The sequence below is a fragment of the Exiguobacterium sp. s64 genome, from assembly GCF_018618035.1.
Classification (GTDB): Bacteria; Bacillota; Bacilli; order Exiguobacteriales; family Exiguobacteriaceae; genus Exiguobacterium; species Exiguobacterium mexicanum_A.
Genome location: NZ_JACSLH010000001.1, coordinates 423,558 through 443,732, shown reverse-complemented (window position 1 = coordinate 443,732; position 20,175 = coordinate 423,558). Strand labels below are relative to the sequence as shown.

Annotated in this window: 25 protein-coding genes; all 25 read right to left on the bottom strand. The window is 53.6% G+C overall.

The window, feature by feature from the left end:
• Window positions 1-9: 9 nt before the first annotated feature.
• From KNP64_RS02295 to fliG, 25 genes are read right to left on the bottom strand one after another with little or no spacing between them, the layout of a single operon-like run.
• Window positions 10-495, bottom strand: coding sequence for a chemotaxis protein CheD (locus tag KNP64_RS02295; RefSeq protein ID WP_138859594.1), 486 nt, complete (start codon window positions 493-495; stop codon window positions 10-12).
• Entirely contained in the window at window positions 488-1,087 is a 600-nt protein-coding gene (locus tag KNP64_RS02290) for a chemotaxis protein CheC (RefSeq protein WP_138859595.1), read from the bottom strand. The genes KNP64_RS02295 and KNP64_RS02290 overlap by 8 nt, the downstream gene beginning before the upstream one ends.
• Window positions 1,077-1,508, bottom strand: coding sequence for a chemotaxis protein CheW (locus tag KNP64_RS02285; RefSeq protein WP_034777232.1), 432 nt, complete (start codon window positions 1,506-1,508; stop codon window positions 1,077-1,079). The genes KNP64_RS02290 and KNP64_RS02285 overlap by 11 nt, the downstream gene beginning before the upstream one ends.
• Before the next feature lie 12 nt (window positions 1,509-1,520).
• Window positions 1,521-3,494: a chemotaxis protein CheA gene (locus KNP64_RS02280; protein ID WP_214710608.1), complete on the bottom strand. Its 1,974-nt coding sequence runs from the start codon at window positions 3,492-3,494 to the stop codon at window positions 1,521-1,523.
• Between the two features lie 19 nt (window positions 3,495-3,513).
• Window positions 3,514-4,353 (bottom strand): MinD/ParA family protein, encoded by an 840-nt coding sequence (locus tag KNP64_RS02275; RefSeq protein WP_034777227.1) that lies wholly within the window; start codon window positions 4,351-4,353, stop codon window positions 3,514-3,516.
• Window positions 4,332-5,411, bottom strand: a complete 1,080-nt coding sequence (locus tag KNP64_RS02270) for a flagellar biosynthesis protein FlhF (RefSeq protein ID WP_214763888.1) — start codon at window positions 5,409-5,411, stop codon at window positions 4,332-4,334. The genes KNP64_RS02275 and KNP64_RS02270 overlap by 22 nt, the downstream gene beginning before the upstream one ends.
• Window positions 5,412-7,385, bottom strand: a complete 1,974-nt coding sequence (flhA, locus tag KNP64_RS02265) for a flagellar biosynthesis protein FlhA (protein ID WP_251126271.1) — start codon at window positions 7,383-7,385, stop codon at window positions 5,412-5,414.
• Between the two features lie 58 nt (window positions 7,386-7,443).
• Window positions 7,444-8,535, bottom strand: a complete 1,092-nt coding sequence (gene flhB, locus KNP64_RS02260; protein WP_034777221.1) for a flagellar biosynthesis protein FlhB — start codon at window positions 8,533-8,535, stop codon at window positions 7,444-7,446.
• Window positions 8,532-9,302: a flagellar biosynthetic protein FliR gene (gene fliR, locus KNP64_RS02255; RefSeq protein WP_214791507.1), complete on the bottom strand. Its 771-nt coding sequence runs from the start codon at window positions 9,300-9,302 to the stop codon at window positions 8,532-8,534. The genes flhB and fliR overlap by 4 nt, the downstream gene beginning before the upstream one ends.
• Window positions 9,299-9,571, bottom strand: coding sequence for a flagellar biosynthesis protein FliQ (fliQ, locus tag KNP64_RS02250; RefSeq protein WP_034777219.1), 273 nt, complete (start codon window positions 9,569-9,571; stop codon window positions 9,299-9,301). Before fliQ ends, fliR begins: the two co-directional genes overlap by 4 nt.
• A gap of 11 nt (window positions 9,572-9,582) precedes the next feature.
• A complete protein-coding gene (gene fliP / locus KNP64_RS02245) occupies window positions 9,583-10,248 on the bottom strand; it encodes a flagellar type III secretion system pore protein FliP (protein ID WP_214791510.1) in 666 nt (221 codons plus the stop codon).
• Window positions 10,245-10,739 carry a flagellar biosynthetic protein FliO gene (locus tag KNP64_RS02240; protein WP_214707459.1) on the bottom strand — a complete coding sequence of 165 codons (495 nt, stop codon included), beginning with the start codon at window positions 10,737-10,739 and terminating at the stop codon, window positions 10,245-10,247. Before KNP64_RS02240 ends, fliP begins: the two co-directional genes overlap by 4 nt.
• Window positions 10,736-11,101: a response regulator gene (locus KNP64_RS02235; protein ID WP_021067131.1), complete on the bottom strand. Its 366-nt coding sequence runs from the start codon at window positions 11,099-11,101 to the stop codon at window positions 10,736-10,738. The genes KNP64_RS02240 and KNP64_RS02235 overlap by 4 nt, the downstream gene beginning before the upstream one ends.
• Window positions 11,102-11,113: 12 nt before the next feature.
• The gene (fliY, locus tag KNP64_RS02230) at window positions 11,114-12,220 is read right to left on the bottom strand and encodes a flagellar motor switch phosphatase FliY (protein WP_214710605.1); all 1,107 of its coding nucleotides are present in this window, start codon (window positions 12,218-12,220) and stop codon (window positions 11,114-11,116) included.
• Window positions 12,217-13,206: a flagellar motor switch protein FliM gene (gene fliM / locus KNP64_RS02225; RefSeq protein WP_131484570.1), complete on the bottom strand. Its 990-nt coding sequence runs from the start codon at window positions 13,204-13,206 to the stop codon at window positions 12,217-12,219. The genes fliY and fliM overlap by 4 nt, the downstream gene beginning before the upstream one ends.
• 9 nt (window positions 13,207-13,215) lie before the next feature.
• Complete coding sequence (locus KNP64_RS02220; protein ID WP_214763885.1) at window positions 13,216-13,665, bottom strand: flagellar basal body-associated FliL family protein; 450 nt, start codon at window positions 13,663-13,665, stop codon at window positions 13,216-13,218.
• Window positions 13,658-13,876, bottom strand: a complete 219-nt coding sequence (locus KNP64_RS02215; RefSeq protein ID WP_034777209.1) for a flagellar FlbD family protein — start codon at window positions 13,874-13,876, stop codon at window positions 13,658-13,660. The genes KNP64_RS02220 and KNP64_RS02215 overlap by 8 nt, the downstream gene beginning before the upstream one ends.
• Window positions 13,876-14,667 carry a flagellar basal body rod protein FlgG gene (flgG, locus tag KNP64_RS02210; RefSeq protein WP_138859600.1) on the bottom strand — a complete coding sequence of 264 codons (792 nt, stop codon included), beginning with the start codon at window positions 14,665-14,667 and terminating at the stop codon, window positions 13,876-13,878. Before flgG ends, KNP64_RS02215 begins: the two co-directional genes overlap by 1 nt.
• 11 nt (window positions 14,668-14,678) lie before the next feature.
• A complete protein-coding gene (locus KNP64_RS02205; protein WP_138859601.1) occupies window positions 14,679-15,110 on the bottom strand; it encodes a flagellar hook capping FlgD N-terminal domain-containing protein in 432 nt (143 codons plus the stop codon).
• Window positions 15,082-16,134 carry a flagellar hook-length control protein FliK gene (locus tag KNP64_RS02200; RefSeq protein ID WP_251126249.1) on the bottom strand — a complete coding sequence of 351 codons (1,053 nt, stop codon included), beginning with the start codon at window positions 16,132-16,134 and terminating at the stop codon, window positions 15,082-15,084. Before KNP64_RS02200 ends, KNP64_RS02205 begins: the two co-directional genes overlap by 29 nt.
• Window positions 16,135-16,154: 20 nt before the next feature.
• A complete protein-coding gene (locus KNP64_RS02195; RefSeq protein WP_138859603.1) occupies window positions 16,155-16,715 on the bottom strand; it encodes a MotE family protein in 561 nt (186 codons plus the stop codon).
• 4 nt (window positions 16,716-16,719) lie between these two features.
• Window positions 16,720-17,154, bottom strand: coding sequence for a flagellar FliJ family protein (locus tag KNP64_RS02190; protein ID WP_214791513.1), 435 nt, complete (start codon window positions 17,152-17,154; stop codon window positions 16,720-16,722).
• The gene (gene fliI, locus KNP64_RS02185) at window positions 17,151-18,470 is read right to left on the bottom strand and encodes a flagellar protein export ATPase FliI (protein WP_214763884.1); all 1,320 of its coding nucleotides are present in this window, start codon (window positions 18,468-18,470) and stop codon (window positions 17,151-17,153) included. The genes KNP64_RS02190 and fliI overlap by 4 nt, the downstream gene beginning before the upstream one ends.
• Window positions 18,457-19,179 carry a FliH/SctL family protein gene (locus KNP64_RS02180; RefSeq protein ID WP_214710602.1) on the bottom strand — a complete coding sequence of 241 codons (723 nt, stop codon included), beginning with the start codon at window positions 19,177-19,179 and terminating at the stop codon, window positions 18,457-18,459. The genes fliI and KNP64_RS02180 overlap by 14 nt, the downstream gene beginning before the upstream one ends.
• Window positions 19,163-20,170, bottom strand: coding sequence for a flagellar motor switch protein FliG (gene fliG, locus KNP64_RS02175; protein ID WP_034777193.1), 1,008 nt, complete (start codon window positions 20,168-20,170; stop codon window positions 19,163-19,165). The genes KNP64_RS02180 and fliG overlap by 17 nt, the downstream gene beginning before the upstream one ends.
• Window positions 20,171-20,175: the final 5 nt, after the last annotated feature.

The window sequence follows — 20,175 nt, the reverse complement described above, 5'->3', positions numbered from 1 at the left end:
CGATCCCCCCTAGATTTCCTTAGTTCCTACGCTGACCGTTCGAATCGACAGGACGCAAGTCGCCACATCAAATTCGATCGTCCGTCCGTTATGCCCGCCACAGTCTTCTGCGATGAGCGGGATACGGTGCGCTTTCAGTGCGTTGCGCACGGCTTCGGCGTTTCGTTCACCGATCCGCATCGCCTCGTTCTCATACTTGAATTGAAACATTTGGGCGCCGCCGGCCATCTTCGCTTGCAGCCGACCCGCTCCGGCCCGTTTCAACGACGCGACGAGCGCATCGATGGCCGTATCCGCATATTTTCCTACTTCAACCGTTTGGTGTTTCCGGGCAATCGCCGAATCCGGCAACATGACATGGGCCATCGCCGCGACTTGGAGCCGGACGTCATACAAGATGACGCCGACGCACGAACCGAGTCCTGCCGTTCGCAATTTGTTCGGCGCGGTCGTCTGCTTCCATTCCGCGATGCCGATTTTGATGACTTCAGCCATGGCCAATCAACCGCTGTTGTATCCGTTCGAGCGAGCCATGCGTCGGTAGGAACAACACATGCCCAGCACTTACTTTCTCATCGATGCGGAACGTCGTATCGATGTAGAGTGCCGCATCTTCCTCAGGTTGGACCGACGTGACGACGAATTCGACGATCGAACCCGCCATGTCGACCGCTGTCGCCGGGACTTGGATGGAGATTGGTGTATCGAGCCAATCCCCGAGCGCCCGGGCGTAAGCCCCGCTCATGATGTTTCCGATTTCTTCCCATGCCGACTGGCCGAGCTCGTCCGCCGTTTGGAACGAGAACGTGCTTCCGATGAGGGAAGCGACCATTGTTTCGGCATCATCGACCGGAAACAAGATGAGAATCATGCCGCTAATGTCACCGCCGAGCTCCAACAAGACGGACGCCACGTGACGTTCCGGCCCGCCGACGCGTTCCGGCAAATATGTGATCGGTTCCATCTCCGCCGATGAGACGGTGATCGTGACCGGCTTGCCCAAGAGCGTCGACAATGCCGTCGCGGCATGACCAGAACCGATATTGCCGAGTTCTTTCAATAAATCTTGCTCGAACTCACTCAGCATGCTGTTCCTCGAATAATGCGTTGGCGTCGAGGAGCGAGAACAATTTGTCCTCACCTTTGGCGATCGCCGTCAAGTGAGCCGACAACATGTCTCGGCTCGACTCCGGAATCGGCTCGATGCGAACGTCTTCGCTTTCCACGACCTCGTTGGCCCGGTCGACGATAAAGCCGGCATCGCCTTGATTGAGTGAAGCGATCAAAATCCGTGTTTCTTCGGTCGGTTCGACTGCCTCGTAACCGAGACGGAGCCGAAGGTCGATGACCGGTGTGACGACCCCGCGCAGATTGATGACACCTTTGACGTGAGCCGGCGCGTTCGGGACGCGTGTGACCGGTTGTACCCGTTCAATCGAGCGGACTGACTGGACATCGATTCCGTATGTGTTCGATCCCAATGAAAAGACTACCCATTTTTGTTCCATCCTTCTTCCTCCTTAGAACAGATCGTTGCTGTCGACAATCAAGGCGACACGCCCGTCTCCGAGTATCGTCGCACCAGAGATGGCCGGGATGCCCTCGAGATAAGTTCCGAGCGGCTTCATGACGATCTCTTGTTGGCCAATCAAGTCATTGACGACCACACCGACGAGCTTGTTTCCTTTGCGGACGACGACGACCGGGAATTGCGTCTTCGTTTCCGTTTCGATCGCGAACATTTCTTTCAAGTAAACGAGCGGGACGAGCTGACCTCTGAAGTCGAAGACGCGTTCGCGATGGGCCGTCAATATGTCGGCCTCGTCGAGGAGCGTCGTCTCGAGAATCGATGACAGCGGAACGGCGTACGTCTCATCGCCGACTTGTACGAGCATCGCCGAGATGATCGAGAGCGTGAGTGGCAAGCTGACTTGGAATTTCGTCCCTTGTCCGACGACCGTCTCGAGCGTGACGACCCCGCCGAGCGATTCGATCTTGTTTTTGACGACGTCTAGTCCGACGCCGCGACCTGAAAGATCGGTGACGACGTCTGCCGTCGAGAATCCAGGTGCGAAGATGAGCATGGCTACTTCGTTGTCCGTCATCGCCGTCGCTTCTTCAGGCGTGATGACGCCTCGTTCGAGTGCTTTTGAGCGGACTTTATCGACATTGATCCCTGCCCCGTCATCCTCGATTTCAATGAAGACACGGTTGCCGCCATGGTAAGCGCGAAGCGCGAGTCGACCTTGTTCCGGCTTCCCGGCTTCGAGGCGGACTTCCGGCAACTCGATGCCGTGGTCGATGGCGTTACGAATCAAATGGACGAGCGGGTCACCGATCTCATCGATGACTGTCCGATCGAGCTCGGTCTCAGCACCGGTGATCTCAAGTTGGACTTTTTTATGGATATCTTTCGCGACCGAACGCACCATGCGCGGGAAGCGATTGAACACTTGCTCGATCGGCATCATGCGGAGGGTCAAGACGAGCGATTGAAGTTCGTTCGTACCGCGTTTGATTTTCTCGACCGTTTCGTTCAGTTCAGGTTGACCGACTTCGTCGGCGAGCCGCTCAAGACGACCGCGATCGATGATGAATTCTTCGAACAAGTTCATCAGACGATCGATCCGCTCTAAGTTGACACGAATCGTCTTCGCTTGTGCGACGGCCTGTTCTTTCGGTTCGTCCGCCTCCACCGCTTTCGGTTTCACTTCGGCCACGGCGACGCTCTCGGCACTGACGGCGACTTCCGGCGCACCGGCTGCCGCACTCGTGTAAGGTGTCACTTGGACGTGCTCGACTTCCGACACTTGGGACACGGCATGCTCAATCACGTCCGCTGACTCCTGAGACACGAACAAGACGTCAAATGAGAGATCGAACTGTTCTTGCTCGATCGCCTCGGTCTCAGGAACCGTCCGGACGACTTCGCCGAGTTCTTGGAGGCGATCGAACACCATGTAGGCGCGCGCCGCTTTCAACACGACGGCATCCGATAGCTTCACATGAAGTTGGAACGCTTCGAAGCCGGTCTCTTTCGCTTGCGTGATGACCGAATCGGTATATAGGTCGGCCGTGAAGACCGTCTCATCGACCACCTCGACTGCTTTCGGAGTGCTACCGATAAATGACTGGAACGCGGACACTGTCGCCGTCACATCGATGTTTGCGCCTCTGCCTCCCGTCTCGATATCAGCGATCATCTCTTCGATTTGTTCCATGGCCGAGAACATCGTATCGAGCAACAACTGGTTGCTCTCTTTCTTTCCGGCTCGAACCAAATCGAGCGCGCTCTCCATCTCATGCGTCAAGTTGGCGACACTCTCGTATCCCATCGTCGCCGACATCCCTTTGAGCGTGTGTGCCGAGCGGAAAATCTCTTGAATCGCTTCCTGACTGCCCGTCTGTTCTAGTTTCAACAGCTGGGTGTTAACCGATTGGATATGTTCTTGAGATTCGTCTAAAAACAATCCTAAGTATTCGTTCACGTCCATCTATAATGCCTCCCTGTCGTTAGACTCGGTTCCACTGACGTTTCAAGTTCCCCATCAAGCGTTCCATAAAATGACGCGGCTTCGGCGGTGTCCCGGTCAATGTCGTTAAAATCCGTTCAAGCCGCCAACTGATGTCACTCTTCCGGTCCAGATGGTAAAACGGGACTTGGGCGATGACCGCTCGTCTGACCGTGGCGTCATCTGGTAAATACCCGAGGAATCGAATCGATTTCTTTAAAAACTGCTCACATGCAACTTCCATTCGTTCAAAACATTGCAGCGCTTCTTCACCCGATTGGGCCCGATTGACAATCACACCGAGCGGTAAGTCCGGACTTTGACGATGAACGAGCTTCGTATAGGCATATCCATCCATGAGCGAGGTCGGTTCAGGCGTCAAGATAAGGAACATCTCATCGCATCCCTCGATGAACTGGAGCGACGTGTCTGTCGCCCCGGCCCCCATGTCGAATAACACATAATCGTATTCGGTCAGCACTTCGAGTTCACGCATAAAAAATTGCATATCTGCATGTGAGAATTGGACTAGTTCGTCGAGCCCACTTCCCCCATGTAATATATCGACACCATGCACGTCTTTCTGAACCGAGGCGGCGAGCGGAATTCGCGCTTTTACCGAATCCATCATCGTTCGTGACCGCGACGCGTTCAATAAAATGTGCACGTTCGCCATCCCGATGTCGAGGTCGACGATCAAGACACGTTTCCCGAGCTCGACGAGACCGATGGCCGTATTGACGCAGACGTTCGTTTTACCGACCCCGCCTTTCCCGCTCGCAAAAGCGATTGTCGTCGGTGCGGTCTCCGTTTTCGCCCTCAGACGTCTTGCTTGGTCCATTGGGTCCACCCTTCTTTCTCAAGTAAACGATCCGTCAATCGGTCCGGCTCTCCGGCGACAAGGTCGTCCGGCACTTCTTGTCCGTCCGTCAGCCAAGCGACCGGCAGTCCGCTCTCGCGGACCATCCGATACATCGCGTGAATGTCACTCGTCTCATCGGCTTTCGTGAAGATGAGCGACTGGAGCGGCAACGGTTCGAATTGGCGATAAATCATGTCCATATCCCGCATCTTCGACGTCAAGCTGAGGACGAGCGACAAGCTCGTTTCCGAGAAATCGTGATGTCGCTCGAACTGTTCGACGTATGCCTCGTCGCGGAAGTTGCGACCGGCCGTATCAATCAAGATGATGTCTTTCCGTGCGAACAGTTGTTTCGCTCGTTTGAAGTCATTGAAGTCGTAGGCGACCTCGACCGGGATGTCTAAAATCTCGGCGTACGTTTTCAATTGTTCGATTGCCGCGATCCGGTACGTGTCCGTCGTGATGAGACCGACCGAGAGCCCATGCTCGAGTTTGTAGTGAGCGGCAAGTTTGGCGAGCGTCGTCGTCTTGCCAACCCCGGTCGGACCAACGAGCATCATATACCGTTTCGGTTCGGGGACAGCCAAGAAGGAACTCCGGATTTGATCACGCACGTAGCGTTCGACGACTTCCACCGATTTTGTCGTGTAATACAGCTCGTTGATCGCTTCGTCCCACGTCTCACCACGGAACGACTCGGAGGCGAGCAGTGATTCGACATGCGCCAGCGCTGCGGGCAACCGTCTCGACGTCGACACGGTCGCCGCCTGACTTGATTCGTTCGTTTGGTGCGGTGGACGCGTCGTAGCCTTCACAGGCTTCGATGGTGCGACGGGTTTCGTCGCGGCACGCGGTTTGACAGCGAGCGGTGCTTTCTCGAGCGCGGCGATGACCTCGACGTGTTGCGATGCGAACAGGCCGAGCCAGCCTTTCTTCACTTGACGGGAGTTCAAAATCACGGCGTCGTCACCAAACTCCTGTTTGACTTTCGCCATCGCTTCCGCCATCGTCTTGCCGGTATATTTTTTGATTTGCATTTAAATCACCCCAATACTTTTCACTTCAATCGAGCTGAGCAGCTCGTTGTAGGCGAGAACCGGTACGTCTGGATAATATCGTTCGAGCAGTTGTCTCACGAACAAACGAATCGTCGGCGAGCATAAAATGACGGCCGAAGCCCCGTAGCGTTCGAACATCGACAGTTGCTCACCCGAGCGTTCGATAATCTCGCGCGCCTGTTCCGGGTCGAGCGCCAAATAGTTGCCGAACTCGGTTTTTTGAACGGCGTCTTGAATGAGCTGTTCGGTCTGGCCACCGAGTGTGACGACGTAGAGCGGTCCGTCCGGCGGGCTGACTTGGTCCGTCAATTGACGGGACAGGCCTTGGCGGCAATATTCGCCGAGGATATCGGCATCTTTCGTCACTTTTCCATAATCGGCCATCGTCTCGAACAAGAGCGGTAAATTGCGAATCGAGACGTGTTCTTTCAATAGATGACGGAGCACTTTTTGAATGTCGCCAATCGATAGGACGGATGGTGTCACGTCTTCGACGAGCACCGGGTGCGTCTCTTTCAAGTGTTCGACGAGTTGTTTCGTCTCTTCACGGCCGAGAAGGTCTGCCGAATGTTTCTTGAGCGTCTCCGTCAAATGCGTCGCGACGACCGATGGCGGATCGACGACGGTGTACCCGCTCATTTCAGCGCGAGTCCGCGTCTCTTCGTCAATCCAGAGAGCCGGGAGGCCGAACGCCGGTTCCGTCGTTTCGATGCCGTATACTTCCGGGTCTTCGATGCCAGGGCTCATCGCCAAGTAATGATCGAGCAACAGCTCCCCTTCAGCGACGACGTTGCCTTTCACTTTGATGCGGTACGCGTTCGGAGACAGTTGCAAATGATCTCGAATTCGGACCGTCGGCAAGATGAAGCCGAGTTCGAGCGCGAGCTGACGACGAATCATGACGACCCGGTCAAGCAGGTCGCCGCCCTGCGACTCATCGGCGAGCGGGATAAGTCCGTAACCGAACTCGAACTCGATGGCATCGATTTGTAGCAGCGACACGACGGTCTCCGTCGGTGCCATTGGTTCTTCTTCCGGTAGCGGTGTATCGATGACTCGTTTCATGTTGCGGCGCATCGCATACGCCCCATAGAAAGCGACACCGGCGATGATGACCGTCACCGGGAGCAGACTCGGTGAGATAAACCCGAGCATGATCACAATCGAGCCGGCGATATAGAGGAGCGTCGGATTTTGACCGAGCTGGTCGACGACGTCTTCTCCTAAATTCCCATCCGACACGGCACGCGTGACGATGATGCCGGTCGCCGTCGAGATAAGGAGCGCCGGGATTTGACCGACAAGCCCGTCCCCAATCGTCATGAGTGAGAACGTCTGGAACGCTTCACCGACCGGGAGGCCCATTTGGACGGTCCCGATGATGATTCCAAAAATCAAGTTGATGACGACGATAATAATCCCGGCGATGGCGTCCCCTTTGACGAACTTCGAGGCCCCGTCCATCGATCCGTAAAAGTCGGCTTCACTTTGAATTTTTTTTCGACGGATTTGAGCGTCCTTGTCGTCAATCAATCCTGAGTTCAAGTCGGCATCAATCGCCATCTGTTTACCAGGCATGGCGTCGAGCGTGAAGCGAGCCGATACTTCCGACACGCGTTCCGCCCCTTTCGTGATGACGACGAACTGGATGATGACGAGGATAAGGAAGACGACGAACCCGACGAGCACGTTTCCTCCGACGACGAAGTTCCCGAACGTCGCAATAACTTCTCCCCCGTACCCGGTCGAAAGAATCGACCGCGTCGTCGACACGTTCAATCCGAGCCGGAACAGCGTCACGATCAACAAGAGCGAAGGAAAGACTGAGAAGTCGAGCGCTTCGCGGGCGTTCATCGCGACGAGCAAAATCAGCAAGGCGATCAGTATATTAACAATGATTAAAAAATCTAATATGAACCCCGGTAACGGGATGACGAGCATGACGACGATCATAAGAACGCCGATCAATACCGCGAAATCTTTCGCTTTTACAGCCAACACATACTCCTCCTCAAGACGGTTGTTTCAATTGATAGACGAACGCGAGCACTTCAGCGATCGCCTGATAAAACGACTCGTCAACGACTTCCCCGATATCCATTTGGGCGTAAAGTGCGCGGGCCAACGGTTTATTTTCCACAATCGGGATGTCATGTTCTTTGGCCACGTCGCGGATGTTGAAGGCGACTTGGTCGACGCCTTTGGCGACGACGAGCGGCGCAAAGTCTTTCGTGTCGTCATAGCGAATGACGACGGCATAATGGGTCGGGTTTGTGATGACGACGTCCGCGTTCGGAATCTCTTGCATCATGCGGCGCATCGCCATCTCCCGTTGTTGTTGTTTGATTTTTGACTTGATGAGCGGGTCACCTTCACTGTTTTTATACTCGTCCTTCACATCTTGTTTCGACATGCGAATCGATTTCTCAAAATCGAATCGTTGATAGAAAAAGTCGAGCAACGCGAGTGCGAGCAAGGCGACGCTCACCCATAGTCCAAGTTCGATCGTGATGCTCGCGAGCGCGATGACCGATTCACGGACATGTTCGACAGCCATCCGGGACAGCTCTTTTTGATTCTGCCAGAGCACGGCAACAGCAGTCGTCAGGATAATCAATAATTTGAATAAGGACTTTAAAAATTCGACGACCGCTTTCATACTGATAATCCGCTTGACCCCTTTGATCGGGTCGATGCGTTCGAGTTTCGGTTGGATCGCCTCTGCCGAGAACAACGTCCCGATTTGAAGATAGTTGATCAAAATCCCGAACACGACCGCGACGACGAAGAACGGTCCCACAATCAAACCGACACGAAGCAACAAGTCGGTAAGCATCCCGGACAATCCATTCGATAAGTCGAACAACAAGTAACTCGTACCGAGCAAATCCTTCGTCAACCCGAACAGTTGCTTGCCGAGATACGGACCTAAAAACGATAACATGAGAAACATCGCGAACAAGGCGAACGCGCCGGTCAAATCGGCCGACTTGGCGACTTGGCCTTTCTTGCGCGAGTCCTCCCGCTTACGCGGGGTCGCTTTTTCGGTTTTTTCTCCTGCAAAAAATTGAAGATCGACCGATAAGGTATATAGAGGCTTCATGAGGCGTCTCCTAGCAATGTCATAAAATCACGCAACACTTCTTGTAAAATCGGGATGAACTGGCTGATGCCGTTCAAGGTCAACCCCATCATGACGACCATGACCGAGAAACCTGCAATCAGTTTGAATGAGAATCCGATTGCAAAAATATTGAACTGCGGGGCCGATTTCGCCAAGAACCCAAGCGCCATGTCGACAAGCAAGAGCGATGCCATGAGCGGAAAGGCGAGCTGTAAAGCGACCATCATCGTCATCGTGACGACCTTCACGGCCATCATGAGCGACGCTTCACTAAAGTTGATGATCGGCTGGCCCGGTGGATATATTTGAAAGCTATAATAGATGCCATCGATCAGCAGTAAATGTAAATTGCTCGACAGCATGATAAACAATGTGAAGATGTAATAAAAACGTCCGATCAATGGCGACTGGCCTCCGAACATCGGGTCATACGCCGATGCCATCGCGAGTCCGAGCTGCAAATCGATGACCCCTCCCGCAATCTGGGGCGCAAAGAACAAAATATTGATCAATACGCCGAGCACCAAGCCGATCAGCACTTCGTATAACACTTGCAAGATATAGGCTTGCCCAAGCTCGAGCGGCTCCGTCACCGTGAACATCGCATAGTAGGCTAAAAAAGCACTGAAGGCGACGCGATGCATGACAGGTAGCTGTCGGGATGAAAACAACGGGACGCTCACGAAGAAACCGGACAGACGTGCGAACGTCAAACCGTATAGACTGATAAAATCGACCGCGTTCATTTCGAGGCGACCTCGACCATCAGTTCAAAAATCAATCGGGTGAACCCTTCGATCTGTTGCAGCATCCAAGGCCCAAAGATAACGAGCCCGATAAACACCGAGACGATTTTTGGGACGAACGATAACGTCTGCTCTTGAATCTGTGTCGTCGCCTGTAAAATCGAAATGACGAGACCGACGACGAGTGAAATCAACAAGAGCGGCATCGAGATTTTTAATAACGTCCACACACTCTCCGTCGCCAAATAGATGACCATTTCCTGCGTCATATTCGTTCCTCCTACATACTTCTAAGCAAGGACTCCACAATCAAGTGCCATCCATCCACCAACACAAACAATAACAGTTTGAACGGCAAGGCGATCATGACCGGTGGAAGCATCATCATCCCCATCGACATAAGGACACTCGCCACAACCATATCGATAATTAAGAACGGCAAGAAGATCATGAATCCGATTTGAAATGCCGTTTTCAGTTCACTAATCGCATAGGCCGGAACCATCGCGAGGAGTGGGACGTCTTCGACCGACTCAGGTTGCTCATAGTTCCCATATTTAATGAATAATTGCAAATCTTCTTGGCGCGTGTATTGGGCCATGAACCGCTTCATCGTATTCCCCGCCTCTTCGAACGCCTCGTCTTGACTGATTCGGTCGTCCATGTATGGCGATAGTGCCTTGTCATTCAACTCCGATAGCACCGGTGACATGACGAACAACGTGATGAACAGGGCGAGCCCGATAATCAGTTGGTTCGGCGGTGTTTGCTGCGTACCGAGCGCCGGACGGATAAAGGAAAGTACGACGACGACGCGCGTGAAACAAGTCATCAAGATTAAGAAAGATGGCGCGAGCGTGAGCAGTGTCAACACGACTAACAATTTGATCGAAGTCGATGTGCTATCTGTTGTCTCTAGGTTGATCAGTTGTTCAATCGTCGTCATCGTTTCTTCCTCACTTCTTCAATCTGGGCCAATTGCTGTTTAAACGTGTCGAGAAAAGCCGACGTGTTCGAGTTGTTCAAGGCTGGCGCGTCGTGGATCGCTTCATCCATCGCTTCGGCATCGACCCGATCAAGCAGTTGAATCGAGTCACCGACTCCGAGCACGTAAACTTGTTCGCCGAGCTTGACGAGTTGTACCGATCGGTCTTTGCCGAGCGGTACCCCGCCGAGATGTGTCAAATGCTGTGCCGTTTTGACGCCTTGCGTGCGTGCGTTCAACCAACGCACGAGGACGAGAAAACCGCCGATGACAACGACCATGCTCAAGATGAGCTTGATCGCTGTCCCGACTGATGAGACGGCCGATTTCACCGGCTGGTCTTCAGCGTCTGGCTGTTGTTGCTCGAACTGTTGATCGACGGTGGCGGCCTCGACCGTGGCCGGGACGCTTAGCCCGACCACGAGAAGGATAATCAACCACCACTTGTTCATTGTGCGACCGTTTTCGAAACCGCTTCGACGACCCGTTCCGCATTGAACGGCTTGACGATGAAGTCTTTCGCCCCAGCTTGAATTGCGTCGATCACCATCGCTTGTTGTCCCATCGCAGAACACATGATTACTTTCGCGTTTGAATCAAAGCCACGAATTTCTTTCAAAGCGGCCAAACCGTCCATCTCTGGCATCGTGATGTCGAGCGTGACGAGGTCCGGCATGAGTTCACGATATTTTGCGACCGCATCCACACCGTTCTCCGCTTCCCCTACGACTTCAAATCCATTCTTTGTCAAGATATCCTTAATCATCATGCGCATGAACGCCGCATCATCTACCACCAAAATTTTTGCACTCATTGTTCTTCCTCCTTAAACGATGCCAATCCGCTCGTGCGGTTGGATAATTTCTGTTACACGGACCCCGAAGTTCTCTTCGATGACGACGACTTCGCCGCGGGCAATCCGTTGTTGGTTCACATAAATATCGACCGGCTCACCGGCAAGTTTATCGAGTTCGATGATCGATCCTTGCGACAACTCAAGCACTTCGCGGACCGAACGTTTCGTCCGCCCGAGCTCGACCGTCACGCTGAGCGGCACGTCATACAACAGACCGAGGTTTGCGGGAATCGAATCGTTCGTCGCAGGCGCATGCAGCGGCATGAATTCCGCTTGACTGACAGCGACTTCCGGTGCCGACTTCACTTCCTGACGTACAGGTTGTTGGGGAGCCGGTGCGGCCGGTGCTTTTGGTGCTTCTTGCTTCGGGGCGGCCGCAGCAGGCACGACCGGCTGAGGGGATGTGGCCGTCATCAATTCATTGACGAGCTGTTTCCCGAATTGAATCGGTGCGATTTGAACGATTTTTGAGTCGATCAACGTACCGACTTTCAAATTGAACTCGATCAACACCATCGTCTCCCAAAGTTCGAGACGATCGATGATCGTTTGGGTCTTCGTCGCATCGAACACTTCGACGAGAGGCGGTGAAATGTCAATTTTTTTTGAGAACACCGTCGACAAAGATGTCGCCGCTGCCCCCATCATTTGGTTCATCGCTTCTTGCACGGCCGAGAGTCGAATTTCGTCCAACCCTTCCGGATCGACATCGATCCCGTTCCCGCCGAGCATCAAATCCGAGATGATGGCCGCATCCTCACGTGTCAACACGAGGACGTTTTCGCCTTTCAAACCTTCTGTGTAACCGACGCGAAGCGCCACGTGCGGTGTTGGATAACGCTCACGGAGCGCATCGATTTTGACTTCACTGACGATTGGGGTCGTGATTTCTACTTTTTGTTGCAGTAACGTCGATAGTGCCGTCGCCGAGTTACCGAACGAGATATTCCCGATCTCTCCTAAGGCGTCGCTCTCCATCGAGTCAAGATGCTCTTCGGGCTTCGCCTCTGGTTTTGACGAGTCGCTCGTCCCTCGTAATAACGCGTCTATTTCATCTTGTGACAACATCTCACTCATTGCTCTTCCTCCTTCACCCGGTGGAGCACTTGGACGGCCATCCGCTTCCCGCTCACACCGACTTGCCCTTTGAACACTTTATTTTCCCCTACCATGACGGATAATGGGTCTTTCACCAATTGGTCGAGCGTCAAACAATCCCCGACCTCTAAATGTAACAAGTCACCGAACGTGATCGTCGTCTCTCCGAGCAGAGAAACGACCTCAACCGTCGAGTTCATCAATTGGGCTTTGAGCGGTTCCTTGCTGTTGCCGCTCGCATTGCGGCGGTTGGCCTCCTGCATCCAGTAATGGCTCGACAGTTTGGATAACACCGGCTCGATCGTCACGAACGGCAAGCAGACGTTGATCGTGCCGCTCACTTCGCCGATGGTGACACCGATCGAGATAAGGACGACCGTCTCGTTTGGCGAGACGAGTTGAAGAAACTGCGGATTGACCTCGACCGCGGTCATCTCTGACTTGATCTCGGCAATTGACTCCCACGCCTCCCCGTATCCGGCAAACGCTCGTTTATATAACTGGGTCAAGATGCGCATCTCGATTTCTGTGAAGCTCTCGACTTTTTCGATTTCGACTCCTGGACCACCAAGCAGACGGTCGAGCATCGCATATGAGATGTTCGGGTTGACCTCGATGATGAAGCGGCCGTTGAGCGGCGGAGCCTCAATCAAGTTGATCATCGTCATACTTGGGATGGAATGAATGAATTCATCGTACGGGAGCTGCTCGACCGAATTGACCGTGAACTGCACGTACGTCCGGAGCTGAGCCGAAAAGAACGTCGTCAACATGCGCGTGAAATGTTCATGGATTCGGGTCAGACTTCGGATTTGGTCTTTCGAGAAGCGGACCGCCCGTTTAAAGTCATATTGCCGAACCTTCCGCTCTTCTTCTTGATTTAAAAAGGAGTCGGCTTCGACGTCGCCACTGCTTAACGCCGATAGCAAGGCATCAATTTCTTGTTGAGATAAGACTTCTCCCATGATGCCACCTCACTGTATGATTTTCTTCGTCATATAGACTCGTTGGACCTCACCTGACTCCAACAGTCCGTTTAATTGTTTACGGAGCGACTGCTCAAATTTCTGCATGTCTTCCTTCGTCGTCAACTGGGCTTTCGTCATGCCGGCCAAATCACCAAGGATGACGTTATGCACTTGAAACTTGCGAAGTTCGAGATTTTCTTTCGTTTCAGCGGCATCGGTCACGATTGTGAACTGGACGTTGATGAAACGCTCATCTTGAATGTTCGTTGTCATGTCGTCTGTCGTGAAGCTACGTTCGGCCAACTCTTCGGCGGTGACCGGTTTCGTTTTCGCCGTCACGTTGTCTCCGAACAAATATTTATAAGTCATGAATCCGGCCCCGCCCATGACGAGCAGGACGACTAGCAAGATGAGCACCATCTTCATGGCGCCACCTTTTTGTTTTTCTTCACTCATCTTCTTCACCTCGTATGCCTGTCGTTCCAATCAGACCGATCGAGGCATAAAATGCCGTCGTCCGGTCGATGATTTGTTGTTTCGTCTCGCTGACGATATACGTTTTTCCGTTATACAAGTGAATGATCGTATCCGGTTCGGCCTTGACCGTCTCGATGAACAAGGCGTTCAATACGAGTTCTTCACCCCGGAGTGTCGTGACGCGAATCATCAGCGTTTCAAGTTGACGAGTTCTTGGAGGATCTCGTCCGATGTTGTGATGATACGAGTGTTCGCTTGGAAACCACGTTGAGCGACAATCATTTCTGTGAACTCTTCCGACAAGTCGACGTTCGACATCTCGAGCGCGCCCGAGACGAGTTCTCCACGTCCATCTTGTCCAGGGATGCCGATGTTCGGTTCACCTGAGTTTTGCGATTGAATGAAGTTGTTTGCTCCGACTTTCGAGAGTCCGGCATTGTTGGCGAACGTGACAACTTGGATTTGACCGACGACCGTCGATTCCCCGGCATTGTTCACGTAGCTGACTTGTCCGTCTTTACCAATCGAGAGTGACTTCGCACCGGCTGGGATGTTGAGGCGGTCACCCGTCGTACTGAGGACGTAGGCTCCATCTCCATTGACGAGGTCGCCCGTGTTATCTGTATAGAAGTTACCGGCCCGTGTGTATTGCGTTTGACCGTTCACATCCAAGGCGAAGAATCCTTCTCCTGAGATCCCGACGTCAAGTGCTCGCCCTGAGTTTTGCATGGCTCCTTGGTTATAGACGTTGTCGACGGTCGCCATCGTGCCCCCGAGACCGACTTCTTTCGGGTTGACCCCGCCGCTGACTCCGTTCGCCGCGGTCGCACTACCAACTTGCTGACTGACGAGGTCCTTGAACGTGACCCGACCTTTTTTATAGCCGAACGTGTTGACGTTGGCGATGTTGTTCCCGACGACGTCAAGCTTGGATTGGAAGTTCTTTAAACCACTGATTCCTGAGTACATTGCTCTTAACATGATGAATCCTCCTATGCTTGTTTGATGGAAGTGATGTTGTACACGTTGACGGACGTTCCGTCTTCAAGGTCGGCCACATAGCCGGCTTCGGTCTTCGAAATCGAGAGAACACGTCCCGAGCCTTTAATCGTCTCGGTTTCCGTTTCGTTTGTATAAGCGACCGTTTGCCCGATCATATTGCTGAACTCCGAAATCGAAGCCATTTGCCGATCGACAAGGGCCGAATCGAGTTGTTTCGAAATCGTCTGCATCTGTTCGAGAGAAGAGAACTGGGCCATCTGGGAGATGAACTCACGGTCTTCCATCGGTGACATCGGGTCTTGGTTGGCGAGTTGCGCGAGCAACAGCTTCAAAAACATGCTTTGATCATATTGGTTCGTTGCTTTCGGCATCGATTGATCCGGTAACGTATAGTCACTCGTCTTCGGCTGGATGGTCGTCATCTTCTGGTTCTCCTTTCGGTTGTTCCTGCTGTTCCGGTTCCGGTTGGTCGAACTCGTTGAATCCGGACTCTTTCGTCTCGAGCGCCTGTTGGGTCAAGTTGATCTCGACACGGACGTTTTGTGTCAGCGGTTGAAGCGTCTGTTGCAACTGTTGGACCTGTGACTGAAGCAACTGCTTCGCTTCTTGGTTGCTCGCAAACAGTTTGACGACGAGTTCCCCATTTTGACGTTCGAGTTTGACGACGAGCTCGCCTAACTGTTCAGGATAGAGGCGGACCGTGAACACTTTGGATCCGTCGGCTCCGCTCTTGAACGGTGCACGTTGCAAAGCGGCTTCGATTCGGGCCTGCAAATTCTCCGGCAGTGAACCTTTCGAGGCATACATCACCATTTCCGAATCAATTTGCGGTTTCGACCAGGTCATCCCTTTGGGCATCCATTCGGTCTCTTTTACCGAGGGTTGCAATTGCGCAACTTGTGTTTCGGTTTGAGTAAGTTCGGGTATAGACTTAGGGGTCTGTCCGAGCGTCCCTTTAAACTGCGCAACGACTTGTTGGATGATGCGCACGTTCTCCTCCACTTGGTCGGTCGGCACGGGTGTAACGAGTGCTTCCGTTTCCTTTTTCGTCAGCGTGAACGAGATTGTCGGCGCCGCCATTTGTCCAGCGAGGAGTGCGGGCGTCACGGCCGATGTCGTCTCAAGAGTTGTCGCTGACTGATCCGGGGCGACTTGATTTAAAATCCCAATATAAGCATCCATAAACTTTCGGTAAGCATCTGCCGGCAGTGATTTCAACCATTGCAGGCTGTCGGGCTGTTGGAGCCATTGCTCCAATCGGTTCGATACATTCTCGAGCGGAAGCGATTCCTCGTCTTCCGTGGCGACCGCCACCTCTGTAGATGGCGTCGAGGTCCCGAGCATCGCCGAGAGTAATTCCAAAAACTGTCCGGTCGGGGTCGCAGCCGCTTCCCCGCCTTTTTGGGTCGTCCCTTGTAGCGATTGGGCGAGTAAGGCGATATTCATCATCACGTCCTCCTTTCCTGTCATTGGAGCAACTGGGTCACGACGGCGGCCTGTTGGGCATCCATCCGTCCTAAAATGTCGGCTTGTTGCTTCGGTGACAATTCTTTCAATAAGTTGGCCACTTGCGGGCTCTCGAGTTCATTCATGATGGCAGCAGCTTGTTTCGCGGACATCTCTTCATAGACGCGAGAGACGTCCGAGGTTTCTTCTTCCGCCGCACTTGCCGTCGCCAATTCCGCGACGAGCCGGTCACGCTCTTTGATCAACTTCGATACTTCCTCTTGGCGCGCCTTCACTTCGTTCGTCAACTCGACATTGTCCGCTCGAAGCTTCTCAATCTCGGCGTTCGCCACTTTCAAACGATTCGCGGTATCCGCGTCGATTCCGGTCACGTTCACGTCCGTCTTCACTTTTTCTTCCGGCTCTTGTTTCGCACCAATCTCTAGAAACGGGACCGATAACAACGGACGGTCCATCGCATAGTTCATGACGACGATCCCTCCAACGAGTAGAAAGATGGCCGGGACGAGAACGAGCGCGACCAGTAGCTGTCTTCCCCGCTTCGAGTTGTCTTTTTCCATCGGTTTACTTCCCTTTCCCGTGATGAATCACTGCCAGCTCATCGATGAAATGTTGCTCGATGAGCTTCGTCGCAGCCACTTCATGTTGACTGACTTTTTCATGCAGCGTTACATATTTCTTTTCCTCAACGACTTTTCCGAGCAAGCGCTCTTGTGACAGATGGTACCGATTGCGCGCCTGCTGGACGACGAGCTGTTGCGTCTCGATTTGACGTTTCAGCCGTTCGCGTGTCTGCTCACGATATTGCGACATGAGCAGGTCGATGACGCCATCCTGTTCATCTTGACTCTTCATAAGCGACTCGTACGTCAACACGAGCCGATAGAGCGCCTCCATCCCCGTCTCGAACCGTGCTTTCTGTTGTCTCATCTCCGTCGCGGACTCTTCTTTCTCATGTTCCGCGATCGGCATGATGCGTTCTAACAATAGTCTGTTCATGGTTCACCTCGCACGATCTTGGCCAAACGTTCGAGCGATTGCTCGAGCGGGGCCTCTTCTTCGATGGATTGCTTTAAAAAAGTCAATAACTCTGGGTATTGCTCAATCGCCGTATCGATTGCCGGGTTCGTCCCTTTTTTATAGGCCCCGATATTGATCAAGTCCTCGGCGTCCAAGTACGTCGCCAACCAGCCGCGGAACGTTTGGGCGGCCTCACGGTGCATCGGCCCCGCAATTTGGTTCATGACACGGCTAATCGACTTTAAGACGTGGATTGCCGGGAACTGGCCACGGTTCGCGAGCGAACGGTCCATGACGAAGTGGCCGTCCAGTATGCCTCGCACCGCGTCTGCGATTGGTTCATTCATATCATCCCCGTCGACAAGGACGGTGTAAAAAGCGGTGATCGAGCCCGTCACAGCGGTACCGCTTCGTTCCAACAGTTGCGGCAACATCGCGAACACGGATGGGGTATACCCTTTTGACGTCGGAGGTTCACCGGTCGCAAGACCGATTTCCCGTTGCGCCATGGCAAAGCGGGTCACCGAGTCCATCATGAGGACGACTTCCTTGCCTTGGTCCCGGAAGTATTCAGCGATGGCTGTCGCCGTATAAGCCCCTTTCAATCGGACGAGAGGCGGTTGGTCGCTCGTCGCCACGATGACGACCGAGCGGGCCATCCCTTCTGGTCCGAGCTCTTTCTCGATGAACTCTTTCACTTCACGGCCACGTTCACCGATTAAAGCGATGACGTTTATGTCGGCCGATGAGCGTTTGGCGATCATCCCGAGCAGAGTCGACTTCCCGACTCCTGAACCCGCGAACAACCCGACCCGTTGCCCTTTACCGACTGTTAACAGACCGTCGATGACGCGGACGCCGGTCGACAAGACATCTAAAATCCGCGGTCGCTCGAGCGGGTTCGGTGGCTTCCGAAGGACATCGTAGCGTTTTCCCGGAGTGACTGCTTCACCGGACAAGGGACGGCCGAGACCATCGAGCACTTGTCCGATCAGTTCGTCACCGACCGGGACTTGGAGCATCCGACCCGTCCCTTTGACCATACAGCCCGGAGCGATCTGGGTCGTCTCCCCGTAAGGCATGAGGAGCACGCGGGCCTCATTGAATCCCACGACTTCCGCCTCGACATGTTGGCCGGACGGGAGTTCGATCAGACAGCGCTCTCCGATAAAAGCGCTCGGCCCCGTCGATTCAATCATCAGTCCAACGACTCGACAGACCCGGCCGACTTTCCGGACGTATTCGTCCTCGGCGGATGCCGTGATTGACTGAAGGACGTGGTCAATAAGCGCCATCGGCCAAAACCTCCTCGATTTTGGATTGGATGCGTTCAAAGCTGTAAGTCAAATCGAGTTCGTCACCGTGGTGAGGTGTCTCGATCCGGACGCTCGTCTCGCTTAAACCGGCATCCGCCCGATATTTCAAAGGCGGACCGTCTGGTGTCGCCCACTCCGAATCGAAACGTTGAATCGAAGCGAGACGGGTCGGATGGACGTACACCGTCAACGACTCGGCGTCGAGCTGACGGAGCAACTGTTCTCGAATCCGGTCGGCGAACAGCGCCTCATCTTTCCGGACAAGCTCTGTTGTGACGCGGGCGCTGACCTCGAGGGCGAGGGCGACGAGTTGTCGCTCCGCGTCCCGCCACTTCGTATCGAACAGTTGTTCAAGTTCGACGGCGACGGTATTCAGCCGCGTCATCAACTCGTCGTACTCCGCCTTGCCTTCCCGTCTACCGTGGTCAAATCCTGCGTCAAACCCTTCTTGTCGGGCTGACGTCAACACTTCCTCTCTCAGCACCGCGAGTTCCTGTTCCATCGAGGCACGGCGACTCTGAAGCGCTTCTTCGTCTAAACGGAGTTGTTCACGCTTTTGTTCCAACTGCTCATTCTCTTGGTCGTCATGCTCCACCGATACCGGCTCAAGAAAAGGTTTCGAGTCGATCCGTTGTGGTTCGAGCGGTGTCGCATAATAGCGTTTAATCACGTTAGACAACGATGTCATCTCCTCCGCCGCGGCTGATCACGATCTCTCCGACGTCTTCTAAGCGACGGATGATGCCGACGATACGGCTTTGCGCTTCTTCGACGTCACGCAACCGGACAGGCCCCATGAATTCCATGTCTTCTTTGAACGTTTCGACCATTCGCTGTGACATGTTTTTGAAGATGATCTGTTTGACTTCTTCGGACGACACTTTGAGGGCAAGCAATAGGTCGTCGTTTGCCACTTCGCGGATGATTCGTTGAATCGCACGTGAATCGAGGGTGACGATATCTTCGAAGACGAACATCCGTTTTTTGATTTCCTCGGCCAGTTCCGGGTCTTCAATTTCAAGCGCATCGAGGATGGTGCGCTCGGTCGTACGATCGACCCCGTTGAGCACTTCGACGACCGCTTCGATGCCACCAGATTGGGCGTAGTCTTGCATATCGGTCTGGGACAAGTTTTTCTCGAGAATCTGTTCAATCTCGTGAATGACGTCCGGATTGAGTCGATCCATCGTCGCGATCCGCTTGGCGACTTCCGATTGAATTTCAGGCGGGAGTTCCGATAGGATTTGTCCCGACTTGACCGGTTCGAGATGCGCCAAGATCAAGGCGATCGTCTGCGGATGCTCGTTCTGGATAAAGTTGAGCAACTGCTTCGGGTCGGCCTTACGGGCAAACTCGAACGGTCGAACTTGGAGCGTCGATGTGAGCCTATGGATGAGGGCCATCGCTTTCTCTTCTCCGACCGCTTTCTCGAGCACCGTTTTCGCAAACCCGATCCCGCCTTGCGTGATATAACTTTGTGCCATGGCGAGCTCGTGGAACTCGCCCATGATCGCTTCTTTTTGTTCGGACGATACTTTCTTCAAGGCCGAGATTTGTAACGTCAACTGCTCCATCTCTTCTTCCGACAGATGTTTGTAGACGTTCGCAGCCACCTCAGGTCCAAGCGAGATCATGAGCATGGCCGCTTTTTCCCGGTTCGCTTGTTTTGCGTAATTCACAGTAC

Bases quoted from the DNA above. Each gene is read 5' to 3' on its own strand.
- fliY (WP_214710605.1), bottom strand. From the start codon at position 12,220: ATGAGTGAGATGTTGTCACAAGATGAAATAGACGCGTTATTACGAGGG.
- fliI (WP_214763884.1), bottom strand. From the start codon at position 18,470: ATGGCGCTTATTGACCACGTCCTTCAGTCAATCACGGCATCCGCCGAG.
- KNP64_RS02195 (WP_138859603.1), bottom strand. From the start codon at position 16,715: ATGGAAAAAGACAACTCGAAGCGGGGAAGACAGCTACTGGTCGCGCTC.
- KNP64_RS02290 (WP_138859595.1), bottom strand. From the start codon at position 1,087: ATGCTGAGTGAGTTCGAGCAAGATTTATTGAAAGAACTCGGCAATATC.
- flhA (WP_251126271.1), bottom strand. From the start codon at position 7,385: ATGATCGTCGTCATGCTCGTCATCCCGTTACCGGGGTTCATATTAGAT.
- KNP64_RS02285 (WP_034777232.1), bottom strand. From the start codon at position 1,508: ATGGAACAAAAATGGGTAGTCTTTTCATTGGGATCGAACACATACGGA.
- KNP64_RS02295 (WP_138859594.1), bottom strand. From the start codon at position 495: ATGGCTGAAGTCATCAAAATCGGCATCGCGGAATGGAAGCAGACGACC.
- KNP64_RS02215 (WP_034777209.1), bottom strand. From the start codon at position 13,876: ATGATTCGCGTCACGACACTCCGGGGTGAAGAACTCGTATTGAACGCC.
- KNP64_RS02180 (WP_214710602.1), bottom strand. From the start codon at position 19,179: ATGACATCGTTGTCTAACGTGATTAAACGCTATTATGCGACACCGCTC.
- KNP64_RS02280 (WP_214710608.1), bottom strand. From the start codon at position 3,494: ATGGACGTGAACGAATACTTAGGATTGTTTTTAGACGAATCTCAAGAA.
- fliQ (WP_034777219.1), bottom strand. From the start codon at position 9,571: ATGACGCAGGAAATGGTCATCTATTTGGCGACGGAGAGTGTGTGGACG.
- KNP64_RS02275 (WP_034777227.1), bottom strand. From the start codon at position 4,353: ATGGACCAAGCAAGACGTCTGAGGGCGAAAACGGAGACCGCACCGACG.
- fliM (WP_131484570.1), bottom strand. From the start codon at position 13,206: ATGGGAGAAGTCTTATCTCAACAAGAAATTGATGCCTTGCTATCGGCG.
- KNP64_RS02200 (WP_251126249.1), bottom strand. From the start codon at position 16,134: ATGAATATCGCCTTACTCGCCCAATCGCTACAAGGGACGACCCAAAAA.
- KNP64_RS02240 (WP_214707459.1), bottom strand. From the start codon at position 10,739: ATGAACAAGTGGTGGTTGATTATCCTTCTCGTGGTCGGGCTAAGCGTC.
- KNP64_RS02190 (WP_214791513.1), bottom strand. From the start codon at position 17,154: ATGAACAGACTATTGTTAGAACGCATCATGCCGATCGCGGAACATGAG.
- flhB (WP_034777221.1), bottom strand. From the start codon at position 8,535: ATGAAGCCTCTATATACCTTATCGGTCGATCTTCAATTTTTTGCAGGA.
- KNP64_RS02205 (WP_138859601.1), bottom strand. From the start codon at position 15,110: ATGACGACCATCCAGCCGAAGACGAGTGACTATACGTTACCGGATCAA.
- fliP (WP_214791510.1), bottom strand. From the start codon at position 10,248: ATGACGACGATTGAACAACTGATCAACCTAGAGACAACAGATAGCACA.
- KNP64_RS02235 (WP_021067131.1), bottom strand. From the start codon at position 11,101: ATGAGTGCAAAAATTTTGGTGGTAGATGATGCGGCGTTCATGCGCATG.
- flgG (WP_138859600.1), bottom strand. From the start codon at position 14,667: ATGTTAAGAGCAATGTACTCAGGAATCAGTGGTTTAAAGAACTTCCAA.
- fliR (WP_214791507.1), bottom strand. From the start codon at position 9,302: ATGAACGCGGTCGATTTTATCAGTCTATACGGTTTGACGTTCGCACGT.
- KNP64_RS02220 (WP_214763885.1), bottom strand. From the start codon at position 13,665: ATGAGTGAAGAAAAACAAAAAGGTGGCGCCATGAAGATGGTGCTCATC.
- KNP64_RS02270 (WP_214763888.1), bottom strand. From the start codon at position 5,411: ATGCAAATCAAAAAATATACCGGCAAGACGATGGCGGAAGCGATGGCG.